This is a genomic window from Tenacibaculum aestuariivivum (assembly GCF_964507685.1).
In the GTDB taxonomy this organism is placed as follows: Bacteria; Bacteroidota; Bacteroidia; order Flavobacteriales; family Flavobacteriaceae; genus Polaribacter; species Polaribacter aestuariivivum.
Genome location: NZ_OZ208414.1, coordinates 419,603 through 434,435, shown reverse-complemented (window position 1 = coordinate 434,435; position 14,833 = coordinate 419,603). Strand labels below are relative to the sequence as shown.

At 30.1% G+C, this 14,833-nt stretch carries 12 protein-coding genes; 9 read left to right on the top strand and 3 right to left on the bottom strand.

Annotation, left to right across the window (positions count from 1 at the left end; genetic code table 11):
- The first annotated feature begins 226 nt into the window (after positions 1-226).
- From ACN5J4_RS01825 to ACN5J4_RS01810, 4 genes are read left to right on the top strand one after another with little or no spacing between them, the layout of a single operon-like run.
- Positions 227-2,086, top strand: a complete 1,860-nt coding sequence (locus ACN5J4_RS01825) for a DNA topoisomerase IV subunit B (RefSeq protein ID WP_418650463.1) — start codon at positions 227-229, stop codon at positions 2,084-2,086.
- Positions 2,087-2,647, top strand: coding sequence for a hypothetical protein (locus ACN5J4_RS01820; protein WP_418650462.1), 561 nt, complete (start codon positions 2,087-2,089; stop codon positions 2,645-2,647).
- 51 nt (positions 2,648-2,698) lie between these two features.
- Positions 2,699-5,407 (top strand): DNA gyrase/topoisomerase IV subunit A, encoded by a 2,709-nt coding sequence (locus ACN5J4_RS01815; RefSeq protein WP_418650461.1) that lies wholly within the window; start codon positions 2,699-2,701, stop codon positions 5,405-5,407.
- On the top strand, positions 5,407-6,264 hold the full coding sequence (locus ACN5J4_RS01810; RefSeq protein ID WP_418650460.1) for a mechanosensitive ion channel family protein: 858 nt from the start codon (positions 5,407-5,409) through the stop codon (positions 6,262-6,264). Before ACN5J4_RS01815 ends, ACN5J4_RS01810 begins: the two co-directional genes overlap by 1 nt.
- Positions 6,265-6,269: 5 nt before the next feature.
- Here the strand turns inward: ACN5J4_RS01810 and ACN5J4_RS01805 are convergent, their stop codons facing one another.
- Together ACN5J4_RS01805 and ACN5J4_RS01800 are read right to left on the bottom strand one after the other, a co-directional pair.
- Positions 6,270-6,575: a DUF6787 family protein gene (locus tag ACN5J4_RS01805; RefSeq protein WP_418650459.1), complete on the bottom strand. Its 306-nt coding sequence runs from the start codon at positions 6,573-6,575 to the stop codon at positions 6,270-6,272.
- 71 nt (positions 6,576-6,646) lie between these two features.
- Positions 6,647-7,297 carry a DUF937 domain-containing protein gene (locus ACN5J4_RS01800; protein WP_418650458.1) on the bottom strand — a complete coding sequence of 217 codons (651 nt, stop codon included), beginning with the start codon at positions 7,295-7,297 and terminating at the stop codon, positions 6,647-6,649.
- Between the two features lie 127 nt (positions 7,298-7,424).
- On the opposite strand from ACN5J4_RS01800, the gene ACN5J4_RS01795 reads away from it, so the two are divergent.
- Positions 7,425-8,750: a dicarboxylate/amino acid:cation symporter gene (locus tag ACN5J4_RS01795; RefSeq protein ID WP_418651124.1), complete on the top strand. Its 1,326-nt coding sequence runs from the start codon at positions 7,425-7,427 to the stop codon at positions 8,748-8,750.
- A gap of 76 nt (positions 8,751-8,826) precedes the next feature.
- Here the strand turns inward: ACN5J4_RS01795 and ACN5J4_RS01790 are convergent, their stop codons facing one another.
- Entirely contained in the window at positions 8,827-9,339 is a 513-nt protein-coding gene (locus tag ACN5J4_RS01790) for a hypothetical protein (RefSeq protein WP_418650457.1), read from the bottom strand.
- Between the two features lie 395 nt (positions 9,340-9,734).
- Between ACN5J4_RS01790 and ACN5J4_RS01785 the strand changes: the two genes are divergently transcribed.
- From ACN5J4_RS01785 to ACN5J4_RS01770, 4 genes are all read left to right on the top strand, one after another.
- Complete coding sequence (locus ACN5J4_RS01785) at positions 9,735-12,062, top strand: ATP-dependent helicase (RefSeq protein WP_418650456.1); 2,328 nt, start codon at positions 9,735-9,737, stop codon at positions 12,060-12,062.
- A gap of 49 nt (positions 12,063-12,111) precedes the next feature.
- The gene (locus tag ACN5J4_RS01780) at positions 12,112-12,765 is read left to right on the top strand and encodes a DUF4290 domain-containing protein (RefSeq protein ID WP_418650455.1); all 654 of its coding nucleotides are present in this window, start codon (positions 12,112-12,114) and stop codon (positions 12,763-12,765) included.
- Positions 12,766-14,079 (top strand): UDP-N-acetylglucosamine 1-carboxyvinyltransferase, encoded by a 1,314-nt coding sequence (gene murA / locus ACN5J4_RS01775; RefSeq protein ID WP_418650454.1) that lies wholly within the window; start codon positions 12,766-12,768, stop codon positions 14,077-14,079. It abuts the gene before it with no gap.
- Positions 14,080-14,185: 106 nt separating this feature from the next.
- The gene (locus tag ACN5J4_RS01770) at positions 14,186-14,761 is read left to right on the top strand and encodes a nucleotide exchange factor GrpE (protein WP_418650453.1); all 576 of its coding nucleotides are present in this window, start codon (positions 14,186-14,188) and stop codon (positions 14,759-14,761) included.
- The last annotated feature ends 72 nt before the right edge of the window (positions 14,762-14,833 follow it).

Sequence of the window (14,833 nt, the reverse complement as noted above, 5' to 3'; positions counted from 1 at the left end):
GTACGTAAAGTTTTTTATAAATGTAAAAACTTAATAAATATGCTTAGCACCGATTGTAGCTTTTGTTTGAGTTCCTTGCAAAGAGCGAGTGTGTAAAGCGGAAAATAGCTTTAAATAATTGTTTTTATGGTAAAAAAAACGTATCATGTTAATAATTAAATTAGCATTGTTTTTATTTTTAAAAAGGAAATACTAATTTAGCAAAGACTTCAATTTCCTCAATTTTATGACTCAAGAAACAAAATATACCGAAGATAATATACGTTCGCTCGATTGGAAAGAACACATCCGTATGCGTCCAGGAATGTATATTGGTAAATTAGGAGACGGTTCATCTGCTGATGATGGAATTTATATTTTAGTTAAAGAGGTTTTAGATAACTCTATTGATGAGTATGTAATGGGAGCTGGTAAAACCATTGAAATTTCTATTCAAGGCAGTAAGGTTATTGTAAGAGATTATGGTAGAGGTATTCCTTTAGGAAAGGTAGTTGATGTAGTATCTAAGATGAATACTGGAGGTAAGTATGATTCTAAGGCGTTTAAAAAATCGGTAGGATTAAATGGAGTAGGAACAAAGGCTGTAAATGCTCTTTCGTCGTTTTTTAGAGTAGAATCTTCAAGAGACGGAAAATCTGCAGCAGCGGAGTTTGAACAAGGTAATTTAATAAATCAAGAATTTTTAGAGCAAACTTCTCGTAGAAAAGGAACCAAGGTGTCTTTTATACCTGATGAAGCAATTTTTAAAAACTATAAGTTTAGAAACGAATATGTTTCTAAAATGCTTAAAAACTATGTGTATTTAAACACAGGGTTAACTATAGTTTTTAATGGTGAAAAGTATATATCAGAAAACGGTCTTAAAGATTTATTAGAGGATAATAATAGTCAAGATGACATGTTATATCCAATTATTCATTTAAAAGGAGATGATATTGAAGTAGCTATAACACATAGTAGAACACAATATTCAGAAGAATATCATTCATTTGTAAATGGGCAACATACTACACAAGGTGGTACGCATCAAGCAGCTTTTAGAGAAGCTATTGTAAAAACTATAAGAGAGTTTTATGGTAAAAACTTTGAAGCATCTGATATTCGAAAATCTATTATTTCAGCAATAGCTATAAAAGTAATGGAACCTGTTTTTGAAAGTCAAACAAAAACAAAATTAGGATCTACAGAAATGGGGGATAGTTTACCTACTGTTAGAACATATATTAATGATTTTTTAAAAACAAAACTTGATAATTATTTGCATAAAAATGTTGATACTGCAGATAAGTTACAGCGTAAAATTTTACAAGCAGAAAAAGAACGTAAAGAGTTATCGGGAATACGAAAATTAGCAAAGGATAGGGCCAAAAAAGCAAGTTTACATAATAAGAAATTACGTGATTGTAGGGTACATTTAGGTGATACTAAAAAGGAAACGTATTTAGAATCTACTTTGTTTATTACTGAGGGAGATTCAGCTTCAGGGTCAATTACAAAATCTAGAAATGTAAATACTCAAGCAGTTTTTAGTTTAAAAGGAAAACCTTTAAATTCTTACGGATTGAGTAAAAAAATAGTGTACGAAAATGAAGAATTTAACTTACTGCAAGCAGCTTTAAATATAGAAGAAGGTATACAAGATTTGCGTTATAATAATATAGTAATTGCTACCGATGCCGATGTAGATGGTATGCATATTAGGTTGTTGTTAATTACGTTTTTTTTACAATTTTTTCCAGAAGTAATAAAAGAAGGACATTTATATATTTTAGAAACACCGTTATTTAGAGTTCGAAATAAAAAAGATACATATTACTGTTATTCTGAAGAAGAGAAAAGAGAAGCAATAGAAAAATTAAGAGGAAAACCGGAGATAACTAGATTTAAAGGATTAGGTGAAATTTCTCCAAATGAATTTGTTCATTTTATAGGTGATGATATTCGTTTAGACCCTGTAATGTTAGATAAGGAAATGTCTATAGAGCAGATGTTAGAGTTTTATATGGGTAAAAATACACCAGACAGGCAAAAGTTTATCATCGAAAATTTAAAAGTAGAATTAGATGTTGTTGAAGAAGAAATTTAAATGAAAAATAATAAAATTATTATGAAAACATTAAGGTTATATCAATTATTACTAATTACAACTGTAATGTTTTTTATAAATTGTACCTCAGATAAAAATAATGATTGTAGTAAAGATGTTAATCAAGATTATATTGTAGGTATAGGGGGTAAAGCTTTTTATTACACAAAGAAAATACAGACATCATGTGATGAAGATAATCAAGAAGCAGACCTTATTGATGGAGAGTTGCCGTTACTAGAAAATTTTGAATATAATGTGCTAAATTTTGAGTTTAATCCAGATAAAGGCAATAATACATCTCGTTTATATTTTGAAGTTGAACTTAAAAATCCGAATAATTTCGATGCAAAAGGGTTGACAGTTTTTAAGATGAATACAAATGGAAATTTAGATTTTGAAACTACTTATGAGCCATTTTTAAAGCAATTTTGTGAAATTATAGAAGCTAACTCAAGTTGTATTATCATTGTTGAAATTGAAGGATATAATGGAGGTAATAATCTTGGAACAATAGAATTGTTAGATATTGAATATGCTTTAGTAAGAAAAAATAGATAAGTCAAAGAATAATAATAAATAATTATCTCTTAAAAGAATACACATTATTCAATGAGTGAAAACATAAACGATCACGACGAGGAATTAAATCAGCCAATTGAAAATACAGAGACTATTACGAAAGTAACAGGAATGTATAAAGAATGGTTTTTAGATTACGCGTCGTATGTAATTTTAGAAAGAGCGGTTCCGTCGTTAGAAGACGGATTAAAACCAGTGCAACGTAGAATTATGCATTCTATGAAAGACTTAGATGATGGACGTTACAATAAAGTAGCAAACATTGTTGGTCATACTATGCAATATCACCCACACGGTGATGCTTCAATTGCTGATGCTATGGTACAAATTGGTCAGAAAGAATTGCTAATTGATATGCAAGGAAACTGGGGTAATATCCTAACAGGTGATAGAGCTGCAGCATCAAGGTATATTGAAGCTCGTTTATCAAAATTTGCATTAGAAGTTGTTTTTAACCCTAAAACAACCGATTGGAAACTCTCGTATGATGGTAGAAGAAAAGAACCGATAGATTTACCCGTAAAATTTCCGTTATTATTAGCACAAGGAGCAGAAGGTATTGCAGTAGGATTATCTACCAAAATATTACCGCACAATTTTAATGAGTTAATAGATGCTTCAATTAAGTATTTAAAAGGAAGGAGTTTTACTATTTTTCCAGATTTTTTAACAGGTGGAATTGCTGATTTTACTAACTATAATGATGGAGTAAGAGGGGGGAAGGTTCGTGTACGTGCAAAAATTTCTCAGTTAGATAAAAAAACACTGGTAATTACTGAAATTCCGTTTTCAACTACTACTACTACTTTAATAGATAGTATTTTAAAAGCCAATGATAAAGGGAAAATAAAAATTAAAAAGATTGAGGATAATACAGCAGCAAATGTAGAAATTTTGGTACACCTGCCTGTAGGTATATCGCCAGATAAAACAATAGATGCATTATATGCCTTTACTAGTTGCGAAAATTCAATATCACCTTTGTCATGTACTATTGAAAATAATAAACCTGTATTTGTAGGGGTTTCAGAAATGTTGAAACACTCTACTGATTTAACGGTAAAGTTGTTAAAAAGTGAATTAGAAATTCAACTTAATGAACTTGAAGAGCAGTGGCATTTTGCCTCATTAGAACGTATTTTTATTGAAAACAGAATTTATCGTGATATTGAAGAGGTAGCTACTTGGAAAGGAGTTATTGAAGCTATTGATAAAGGGTTAAAACCATATATAGCACATTTAAAGCGAGAAATTACTGAAGAAGATATTGTTCGTTTAACTGAAATTAGAATCAAGAAAATTTCAAAGTTTGATATTGATAAGGCTAAACAATATATTGAAAGTTTAGAAGAAAAAATAGCTGAGGTAAAGCACCATTTAAATAATTTAATAACCTTTACTATAAATTATTTTACCAACTTAAAAACAAAGTATGGTAAAGGGCGTGAGCGTAAAACAGAAATTAGAATTTTTGACGACATTATAGCTACCAAAGTGGTAATGCGAAACACTAAACTTTACGTAAATAGAGATGAAGGTTTTGTAGGAACTTCACTTAAAAAAGATGAATATGTTACTGACTGTGCTGATATTGATGATATAATCGTTTTTAGAAGAGACGGTAAAATGATAGTTACCAAGGTAGCATCAAAAACCTTTGTAGGTAAAGATATTATTCATGTAGCAATTTTTAAAAAGAGAGATAAGCGTACGGTGTATAATATGATGTATAGTGATGGTACTAAAGGACCAAGCTATATGAAACGTTTTAACGTAACAAGTGTTACTCGTGATAAGGAATATGATTTAACCGTAGGTAATAAATTATCAAAGGTGTTGTATTTTTCAGCAAACCCAAATGGTGAAGCAGAAATTGTAACTATTAACCTGCGTGCTGTAGGAAGTATTAAAAAGTTAAAATGGGATATTGATTTTGCTAATTTAGCAATTAAAGGTCGTGCTGTTCGTGGTAATCAAATAACAAAATTTACTATTCGAAAAATTGATTTTAAGTCAGCAGGAGTATCAACATTAAAACCACGTAAAATATGGTTTGATGATACGGTACAGCGTTTAAATGTTGATGAAAGAGGAGAGTTATTAGGAGAGTTTAGAGCATCAGATAAAATTTTAATAGCAACACAATCAGGTAAAATTAAAGTAGTATCACCAGAATTATCAATGCATTTTGAAAGTGATATGATTATTTTAGAGAAGTGGAAGCCTAAAAAACCTATATCAGTTATTTATTTTGATGGAGAAAAAGAACGTTATTATGTAAAGCGTTTTTTAATAGAATCGGTAGATAAAGAGGAAGTATTTGTATCAGAAAATGAAAAGTCAAAATTAGAAATTATATCTACAGATTATCGTCCTGTAGCAGAGGTTTTATTTTCAAAACGTAGTTTAGATAAAATTGAAGTTAATTTTGAAGATTTTATAGCAGTAAAAGGAATAAAAGCACAAGGAAACCAATTAACAACAGAAAAAATAAAAACAGTTAATTTATTAGAATCATTACCTTACGAAGAAGAGGAAGATGATATTGAGCTTAGTAATGAAGAGTTAGAAAATGAAAAAAATATAGAAGAAGTTTTGGCTTTAGATGTTGAGCAGGTTGCTCCAAAAGAATTTGAAACAACAAAAGAAGATAAAGCTAAAAAAGCCTTAGAAAGAGCACTTCAAAAAAAGAAAAAGAATACAGAAGGAGAGGATGATAGTCAAACAGCATTATTTTAATGAATAAATTAGTAACATATCAATTTAACTTGAATACCTTTTTAGGTATTTTGGGGTACGTTTTAGTTGTTGTATTTATAACATGGGTGTTATCTAGAATTATACGTTATATTATTGTTCAAATAATAAAACGTAGAAAAACAGATCCCTACGGAGGCACTAGTATTATGTTTTTACGAAACTCTGTAAAGTTTTGTTTGGGTCTTTTTGGTATTGCTTATATAATTATAACAGTGCCTGCTTTTCGTAGTAAAGCTACATTAATTTTTTCGGGTGCAGGTATATTAGCTGCTATTATAGGTTTTGCAGCACAAGCAGCATTATCTAATTTAATTGCAGGAGCATTTATAGTTCTTTTTCGTCCGTTTCGAGTAGGAGATTATATTAAATTAGATGACACTCGGGTTGGAATAGTAGAAGATATAACGCTGCGTCATACCGTAATAAATAATTTTGAAAATAAACGATTAATTATACCAAATTCAGTAATTAGTACAGATTCTGTTTTAAACCATACTATTGAAGATTCACATGTACTTAGTTTTAATAACTTTAAACTAGGGTTAAAAGCCGATATAGATTTAGCTAGAAAAATTATACAAGAAGAAGCTATAAAATTACCTACAGTTATTGATTTTAGAACACCAGAACAAGTAATGATTGATGAAGAACAGGTTGATGTACGAGTAATAGACGTACATACTGATCATATACATATGCGAGCATATGTATGGCTTAATGAACCGTTTCAAGAATTTAAAACTAAATGTGCTTTGAAAGAAGCAGTACATAAGCGTTTTTTAGCAGAAGGTGTAGCGTTGCCTATTCCTATATATAATATAGTGCAAGTAAACTAATTGGTTTAATTTTTAAATAAAAAACCTAAGCCTAAACGACTTAAAAATTTCTTCTCAAAAGCCCAAAAGAATTTAAATTGTCCAAACACCCAACCTACTATAGGAAGTGTAGTTTGGTAAATAGGAAAAATAAGTAAAATACGTAATGGCCAGTATATCCAAGGTGAAGTAGTATCAGCATAAAGCCCAAAAAAAGCGGTAATAGGTTTTGCTACCCATGAAGCAAATGAGCCATTAATAGAAAATACTATTAATACTGCAATTACATCCCAATTAGTTTTTAACCCCCAACGTTGTTTTAGTTTTTTCATGGCTGCAAAAATAGTTAAAAGAAAAAGGGCAAACAAATGTTTACCCTTTTTGATATTATAAAAATAGAAAATTATTTTTTCCCAAAAATCCCTCCAAGTAAACCTCCAAGTAAACCTCCACCTGATTGTTGTTGATTACTGTTACCTAAAATCATTCCAGCAACATCATCTACTATACTTCCATCACCATCAGCATCTAAAATTTGTTCTAAAAAACTTTGTTCTTTATCATTAGAATTTCCACCTAATAACCCACCTAATAATCCTCCTAAATCACTTGAATTACCTATGTTGTTTTGGCGAGATTGTTTTCCTAAAACACCCATTAAAATAGGAGCTGCAGTTTTTAAAATATTAGCAACAGCGTCAGAGTCCATACCTGCTTTTTGTCCAATAACTTTTTCTACACCTTGTTGTTTGCTACCTAATACATGATTTAAAATATTACCACCATCTTGTAAAACATCGGCATTCATACTACCACCATTAAATAAACCACCTAAATTATCTAAAATACCACCATCATGCTTATTTAAAGCCCCCATTAACCCTTCAGCACCTTCGGGTGTTGCAGCATTACGTTGCATTGCTTTCATTAAAACAGGTAAAGCCATTGTTAAAACACTACTTGTTTTATTAGTATCTTGTCCTGTTGATCCTGCTACTCCTGATATAATTGATTTACCTAAGTCGCTATTTAATAAGTCTAAAATTCCTGCCATTTTTTTATTTTTTTAATTAAGGTTAGTTATTCGTTTTCATAAACTATGACACAAGTTACGAATTAAAGGTCACATTTTTTTAATTATTTCTGTTATCTTACACGTTTTAAAAAAATAAATAGATTTGATGAAAAAATTAGCGTTGCATTGGCAAATTTTAATAGGAATGCTTTTAGGTATTTTATTTGGAATAGGAATGACTTTTACGGAAGGAGGAACTTTCTTTGTAGTAAGTTGGATTAAGCCAATAGGTACTATTTTCGTGAAATTATTAAAACTAATAGCAGTGCCTTTAATTATAGCTTCGTTAATAAAAGGAATATCAGACCTAAAAGATATTTCTAAATTTAAAAGCATAGGAATTCGTACTATGGTTATATATATAGGCACTACTGTAATAGCTATAACTATAGGTTTGGTATTAGTAAATATAGTACAGCCGGGTAATGGTATTTCAGATGAAACTATTACCCGATTAACAGAAACATATGCAAACAGTGGAGTAGTTCAAGCTAAAATAGTAGAAGCAAGTAAGCAAAAATCAAGCGGACCTTTACAGTTTTTGGTAGATATGGTACCTGATAATGCAATAAAAGCAATGGGAAGTAACAAATCTATGCTACAAGTAATTTTCTTTACAATTTTTTTAGGAATATCAATGTTGTTAATAGGAGAGAAGAAAGCTAAACCTTTAAAAAAGTTTTTTGATGCGTTAAATGAAGTAGTTTTAAAAATGGTCGATTTAATTATGTTATCAGCACCATACGCTGTATTTGCCTTATTAGCAAGTGTAGTAGTTTCATCAAAAGACCCTGATTTATTATTAGCTTTATTAAAATATGCCTTTACTGTAATTGGCGGTTTATTAATTATGATAGCTTTTTACATGCTATTAATAAGTGTTTTTACAAAGAAAAATCCAATATGGTTTTTAAAACAAATAAGTCCAGCACAATTATTAGCTTTTTCAACAAGTTCGAGTGCAGCAACATTACCGGTAACTATGGAACGTGTTGAAGAACATGTTGGGGTAGATAAAGAAGTATCTAGTTTTGTATTACCCGTAGGTGCAACTATTAATATGGATGGAACAAGTTTATATCAGGCGGTAGCAGCCGTATTTATAGCGCAAGCATTAAGTTTTGATTTATCTTTAGCAAATCAGTTAACCATTATATTAACAGCCTTGTTAGCCTCCATAGGTTCAGCTGCAGTTCCAGGTGCAGGTATGGTTATGTTGGTTATTGTATTAGAGTCGGTAGGTTTTCCTGCAGATAAATTAGCTATAGGTTTAGCTTTAATTTTTGCTGTTGATAGACCTTTAGATATGTGTAGAACGGTTATAAATGTAACAGGTGATGCAACTGTAGCAACCTTAGTTGCTAAATCAGTAGGTAAATTAGGAAAACCTAAACCTAAAAATTGGGATGATAATTATAATCAAGTAAAATAAATTATTATATTAAATAATAAAAAACATCAATAATTTTTAGTTATTGATGTTTTTTATATATTAAAAATAAAGTTAATTAAATTAACCTTTTAACCTCTTGCTTTAAGTAAGCAATAGAAGTTTGTGTAGGATTTTCATTTTGAGAATAATCAACCAATACACTTTCACGTAAATCTTTTGCTGTTTCAGTAGTTTCGGCAGTTTTTCTAAGTTTAGCAATAATAGCTAGCTTAGCAGCAACTGTAGCCTTCCAGCTATCATCAGAAACATATAATTGTTGTACCATGTTGTGCTCATATTCTTGCTCAATATTTGCTATTAATAAATGTAAATAACTATTTACATCATCACCAATAGGTGCAACCCTAATTAATAATTTAGTAGGGTTAATACGTTCACAAAATAATAATAAACGCTCATAGGCCTGAAGTTTTATAGGTAAACTTTCACGTTTTTTTTCAATTAAAGCGTTAAATTTTTTCTCATTATTATCTTGCTTAATAAAAGCACCTAATATAAAATAAGCCACCCCGCCAGTAACCATAGCGGGTAAAGCATATGCTAATCCTTCAATAATTTGATTTTCCATAATGCGAATATACAAGTCCTAATTAAAAATATTAATTCAAAGTTAAATAAAGTTGCTTTATAAAAAAAGGTAACATTATTTTACTCTTTCAAATATAAAATTATCAAATAATAAGTAATATGTTTTTTTTGTAGCTATTTCCCGCTTTACGCACTCGCTCTCTGCGAGGAGCTCAAACAAATGCTTCAATCGGGGCTATTAAAAATAGTGTTTTTTTTAAACCAATTAAAAAGCAACAAAAAATTCACAACGGTATTGATAACTATTAAAATAATTTTTATTCACAAATTATAAGAGTAAATAAAAATTGTGAATAAAAAACAGCTTATATTCTTTAAAAAACCTAAAAGAATAGTTAAATTTCCGTTTTAAAAAATTCTTTCAAACTTTTTCTATTGAATACTTATTTAGAGCAACTTAACGAACCACAAAGAGCCGCCGTTTTACAAAAAGATGGCCCAATGATTATTATAGCAGGAGCAGGATCGGGTAAAACAAGAGTTTTAACCTATCGTATTGCACATTTAATGGAACAAGGTGTTGATTCGTTTAATATTTTATCACTAACCTTTACTAACAAAGCAGCACGTGAAATGAAAGAACGTATTGGAGGTGTAGTAGGTTATAGTGAAGCTAAGAATTTATGGATGGGAACATTTCACTCTGTTTTTTCACGAATTTTACGGTCAGAATCGGATCGTTTAGGGTACCCCTCTAATTTTACAATTTATGACACGCAAGATTCGGTTCGATTAATAACAACCATTATTAAAGAAATGAAATTAGATAAAGATCGGTATAAACCAAAACAGATTTTAAGTCGAATATCATCCTTTAAAAATAGTTTAATAACAGTTAGAGCGTATTTTAAAAATTCAGATTTACAAGAAGCTGATTTAGAAGCAAGCCGACCAAGAGTAGGAGATATTTATAAAGCATATGTAGAGCGATGCTTTAAAGCGGGAGCAATGGATTTTGATGATTTATTGTTAAGAACCAATGAATTATTAACCCGTTTTCCTGATGTATTGGCAAAATATCAAAACCGTTTCAAATATATAATGGTTGATGAGTATCAAGATACCAATCATTCACAATATTTAATAGTTAGAGCTTTAGCAGATCGCTTTCAAAATATTTGCGTAGTAGGAGATGATTCACAAAGTATTTATAGTTTTCGAGGAGCAAATATTAACAATATTTTAAATTTTCAAAAAGACTATCCAGATGTTAAAACCTTTAAATTAGAGCAAAATTATCGATCAACAAGCAATATTGTTGAGGCAGCTAATAGTGTAATTGATAAAAATAAAACAAAGTTAGATAAAGAAGTTTGGACGGCTAATGATGCTGGAGAAAGCATTAAAATAATGCGTACAATTTCTGATGGTGAAGAAGGGCGTTTTGTAGCACAATCTATATGGGAAAACAAAATGAATCATCAATTAACTAATGATTCTTTTGCAATTTTATATCGTACCAATGCACAATCTAGAGCAATGGAGGATGCTTTACGTAAAAAAGACATAAAGTATAAAATTTACGGAGGTATTTCTTTTTATCAACGTAAAGAAATAAAAGATTTGTTGTCATACTTACGTATGTTAATAAACCCGAATGATGAAGAAGCTTTAAAACGAATAATTAATTATCCGGCACGAGGAATTGGTGCTACTACTATTGATAAATTAGCTATAGCAGCAAATCATTATAAAAAATCAATTTTTGATATTTTATTAAATTTAGATAAAGTTGATTTAAAATTAAATGCCGGTACTAAAACCAAGCTAGCTAACTTTACCAGAATGATTCAGCGTTTTCAAATAGAAGCGCAAAAAATGAATGCTTTTGAAATTGCTGATTTAGTAGTAAAACAAACACAATTAGTTAAAGATTTACAAAAGGATGGAACACCTGAAGGAGTAAATAAAGTAGAAAATATACAAGAATTATTAAACGGAATAAAAGATTTTATTACCGATAAAATTGAAGCAGGCGACGATGCATCATTACCTATTTTCTTAGAAGACGTAGCTTTAGCTACAGATTTTGATAGTGAAAAAGATGACACACCAATGGTTTCATTAATGACTATTCATTTATCAAAAGGTTTAGAATATCCGTATGTATATATTGTTGGTTTAGAAGAGAGTTTATTTCCTTCAGGTATGAGTATGAATACTCGTAGCGAATTAGAAGAAGAACGACGTTTGTTTTACGTAGCACTTACCAGAGCCGAAAAAGTAGCCTATTTAACATATGCACAAACACGTTATCGTTGGGGTAAATTAACAGACGCAGAGCCAAGTCGTTTTATAGAAGAAATAGATGGTAAATTTGTAGAACATTTAGCACCAAAAGGGCCTGCAGGTTTAGCAAATAGATTTATAGATGCTAGTTTGTTTGATGATGATTCACCTAAAAATATCCGTTTTCAAAAACCAATTCAAAAACAACGAAAAGAGTTTTTAGCAAAAAAAGAAAAACCATCATTAATACCTCCTAAAAGTAAAATGAAAAAGGTATCAGAAGCGAGTGTGCCAATTAATTTATTTGATGGAGAAATAAGTATTGGTAATTTTGTAGAACATAATCGTTTTGGAACAGGAGAAGTAATAGCTTTAGAAGGCAAAGGGCCTAATAAAAAAGCAGAGATTAAGTTTGGTACCGTAGGAAAAAAGAAATTATTATTACAATTTGCAAAACTAAAGGTTATCGGGTAGCTTAGTAACTCATTATAATTACCTATTTTGCATACATAAATACAGAGAAATGACGTTTGATTTAGAATACAATTCAGAAAGAGATCACTTAATAATCCCGGAATACGGAAGACACATACAAAAATTAATAAACCATTGTATTGCTTTAGAAACTAAAGAAGAGCGAAATATAATGGCAAAAGCAATTGTAGATGTAATGGGTAATTTACAACCACATTTACGTGATGTACCAGATTTTAAACATAAACTTTGGGATCAATTACATATTATAGCTGATTTTAAATTGGATGCCGACTCACCTTATGAAATACCCTCTAAAGAAGAGTTGACGGAAAAACCAGAAAAAATGGCATACCCAAAATCAGCATCAAAATATCGTTATTATGGTAATAATATTCAAACCATGATTAATATAGCATTAACTTGGGAAGAAGGAGAAAAAAGAGATGCATTGGTATTTACAATAGCCAATCATATGAAAAAATGTTATTTAAATTGGAATAAAGATACAGTAGACGATGCTGTTATTTTTAAACATTTATATAATTTATCTGACAAAGCAATAGATTTAAGAGAATCTAAAGAAGCATTATCTGAAAGTAAAAATTTATTAAGAAAGCGTACTACTCAAGGACAAGGAAGTTATAAAAACAACTCAAAAACAAAATCTAATTATAGTACTAATAAATATAGAAAAAAATAAATGGCATCATTTAAAATAGAAGGTGGTCACAGGTTAAATGGCGTAATAACTCCTCAAGGAGCAAAAAACGAAGCGCTACAGGTTATATGTGCAGTATTATTAACAGCTAAAAAAGTAATAATTAACAATATTCCTGATATAATTGATGTGAATAAGTTGATATTTATTTTAGGAGAATTAGGTGTTAAAATTGATAAATTAGGAACTAATTCTTATAGTTTTCAAGCTGATAACATTAATTTAAAATATTTAGAGTCAGCTAAATTTAAAAAAGATGGAAGCTCTTTAAGAGGTTCTATAATGATTGTAGGGCCATTATTAGCACGTTTTGGAAAAGGATATATTCCGCGCCCAGGAGGAGATAAAATAGGTCGTCGTCGTTTAGATACTCATTTTGAAGGTTTTATAAACTTAGGAGCAAAATTTAGATATAACAAAGAAGAATATTTTTACGGAGTCGAAGCTGAAAACGGTTTAATTGGTGCAGAAATGTTATTAGATGAAGCATCTGTAACAGGAACAGCCAATATTATAATGGCAGCAGTTTTAGCAAAAGGAACTACTAAAGTATACAATGCAGCTTGCGAACCTTATATTCAACAACTATCAAAAATGTTGAACTCAATGGGGGCAAAAATTTCAGGAGTTGGCTCTAATTTATTAACTATTGAAGGTGTAACTTCTTTAGTAGGTTGTGAGCATAGAGTATTACCTGATATGATTGAAATTGGTAGTTGGATTGGCGTTGCTGCAATGACACGTTCTGAGTTAACTATAAAAAATGTTAGCTGGAAAAACTTAGGGCAAATACCAAACGTATTTCGTAAATTAGGAATTCAATTAGAGAAAAAAGATGATGATATTTTTATACCATCACAAGAAAGCTATGAAATTCAAAACTATATTGACGGTTCTATATTAACAGTTGCTGATGCACCTTGGCCAGGTTTTACACCCGATTTATTAAGTATCGTATTAGTGTTAGCTACCCAAGCAAAAGGAACCGTATTAATACATCAAAAAATGTTTGAAAGTCGTTTGTTTTTTGTTGATAAATTGATTGATATGGGAGCTAAAGTAATTTTATGTGACCCACATAGAGCCACTGTTATAGGGCATAATTTTCAATCGATGTTAAAAGCAACCAAAATGACATCACCAGATATTCGTGCCGGAATATCATTACTAATAGCTGCTTTATCAGCAAAAGGAACTAGTATTATAAATAATATTGAACAAATTGATAGAGGGTACGAAAATATTGAAGCACGATTAAAATCTATTGGTGCTAAAATTGAAAGAATAGAAGATTAATAAAAAATAAAAATAAAATAAAAAAATCGTGTCAAGATGGCACGATTTTTTTATTGGCAATATTCTTGATTAAAGTATGCTTAAGAAATTAAAGAAACTATTTACAATGAGTAAAGATCAATATACAAAAGAAGACGAATTGAACGACGCTATAGACAGGGGAGAGTTAGATACAAACCAAGATGAAAGTCAAGATAGTAAAGAGGTTGAAACTACTGAGGAGGTTAAAAAAGAACCTACTACTGAAGAGTTATTAGAAGCAGAAAAAAATAAGTATTTACGGTTGTTTGCTGAATTTGAAAATTATAAAAAACGTACTTCTAAAGAACGTATGGAACTTTTTAAAACAGCAGGACAGGAAGTAATGACAGTTTTGCTGCCAATTTTAGATGATTTTGAAAGAGCTCTAGCACATGTTGAAGGAGAGAAAGAAATTGAAGCGTTAAGTAAAGGGGTAACATTAATTCATCATAAAATGTTATTAACTCTAGAAAAAAAAGGGTTAACATCAATTGAAGTAAAAGCAGGAGATGTTTTTGATGCAGAAGTACATCAAGCAATAACTCAAATTCCAGCTCCTTCAGATGATTTAAAAGGAAAAGTTGTTGATTGTATTGAGAAAGGGTATAAATTAGGTGATAAAATTATCCGTCATCCAAAAGTGGTGGTAGGACAAGCATAAAAAATAAGTCATAGGTAGAGTTTCAAAGCAATTAATAGCTTTGTATAAGAGAAGTGTTTCAGAGTACTTCAA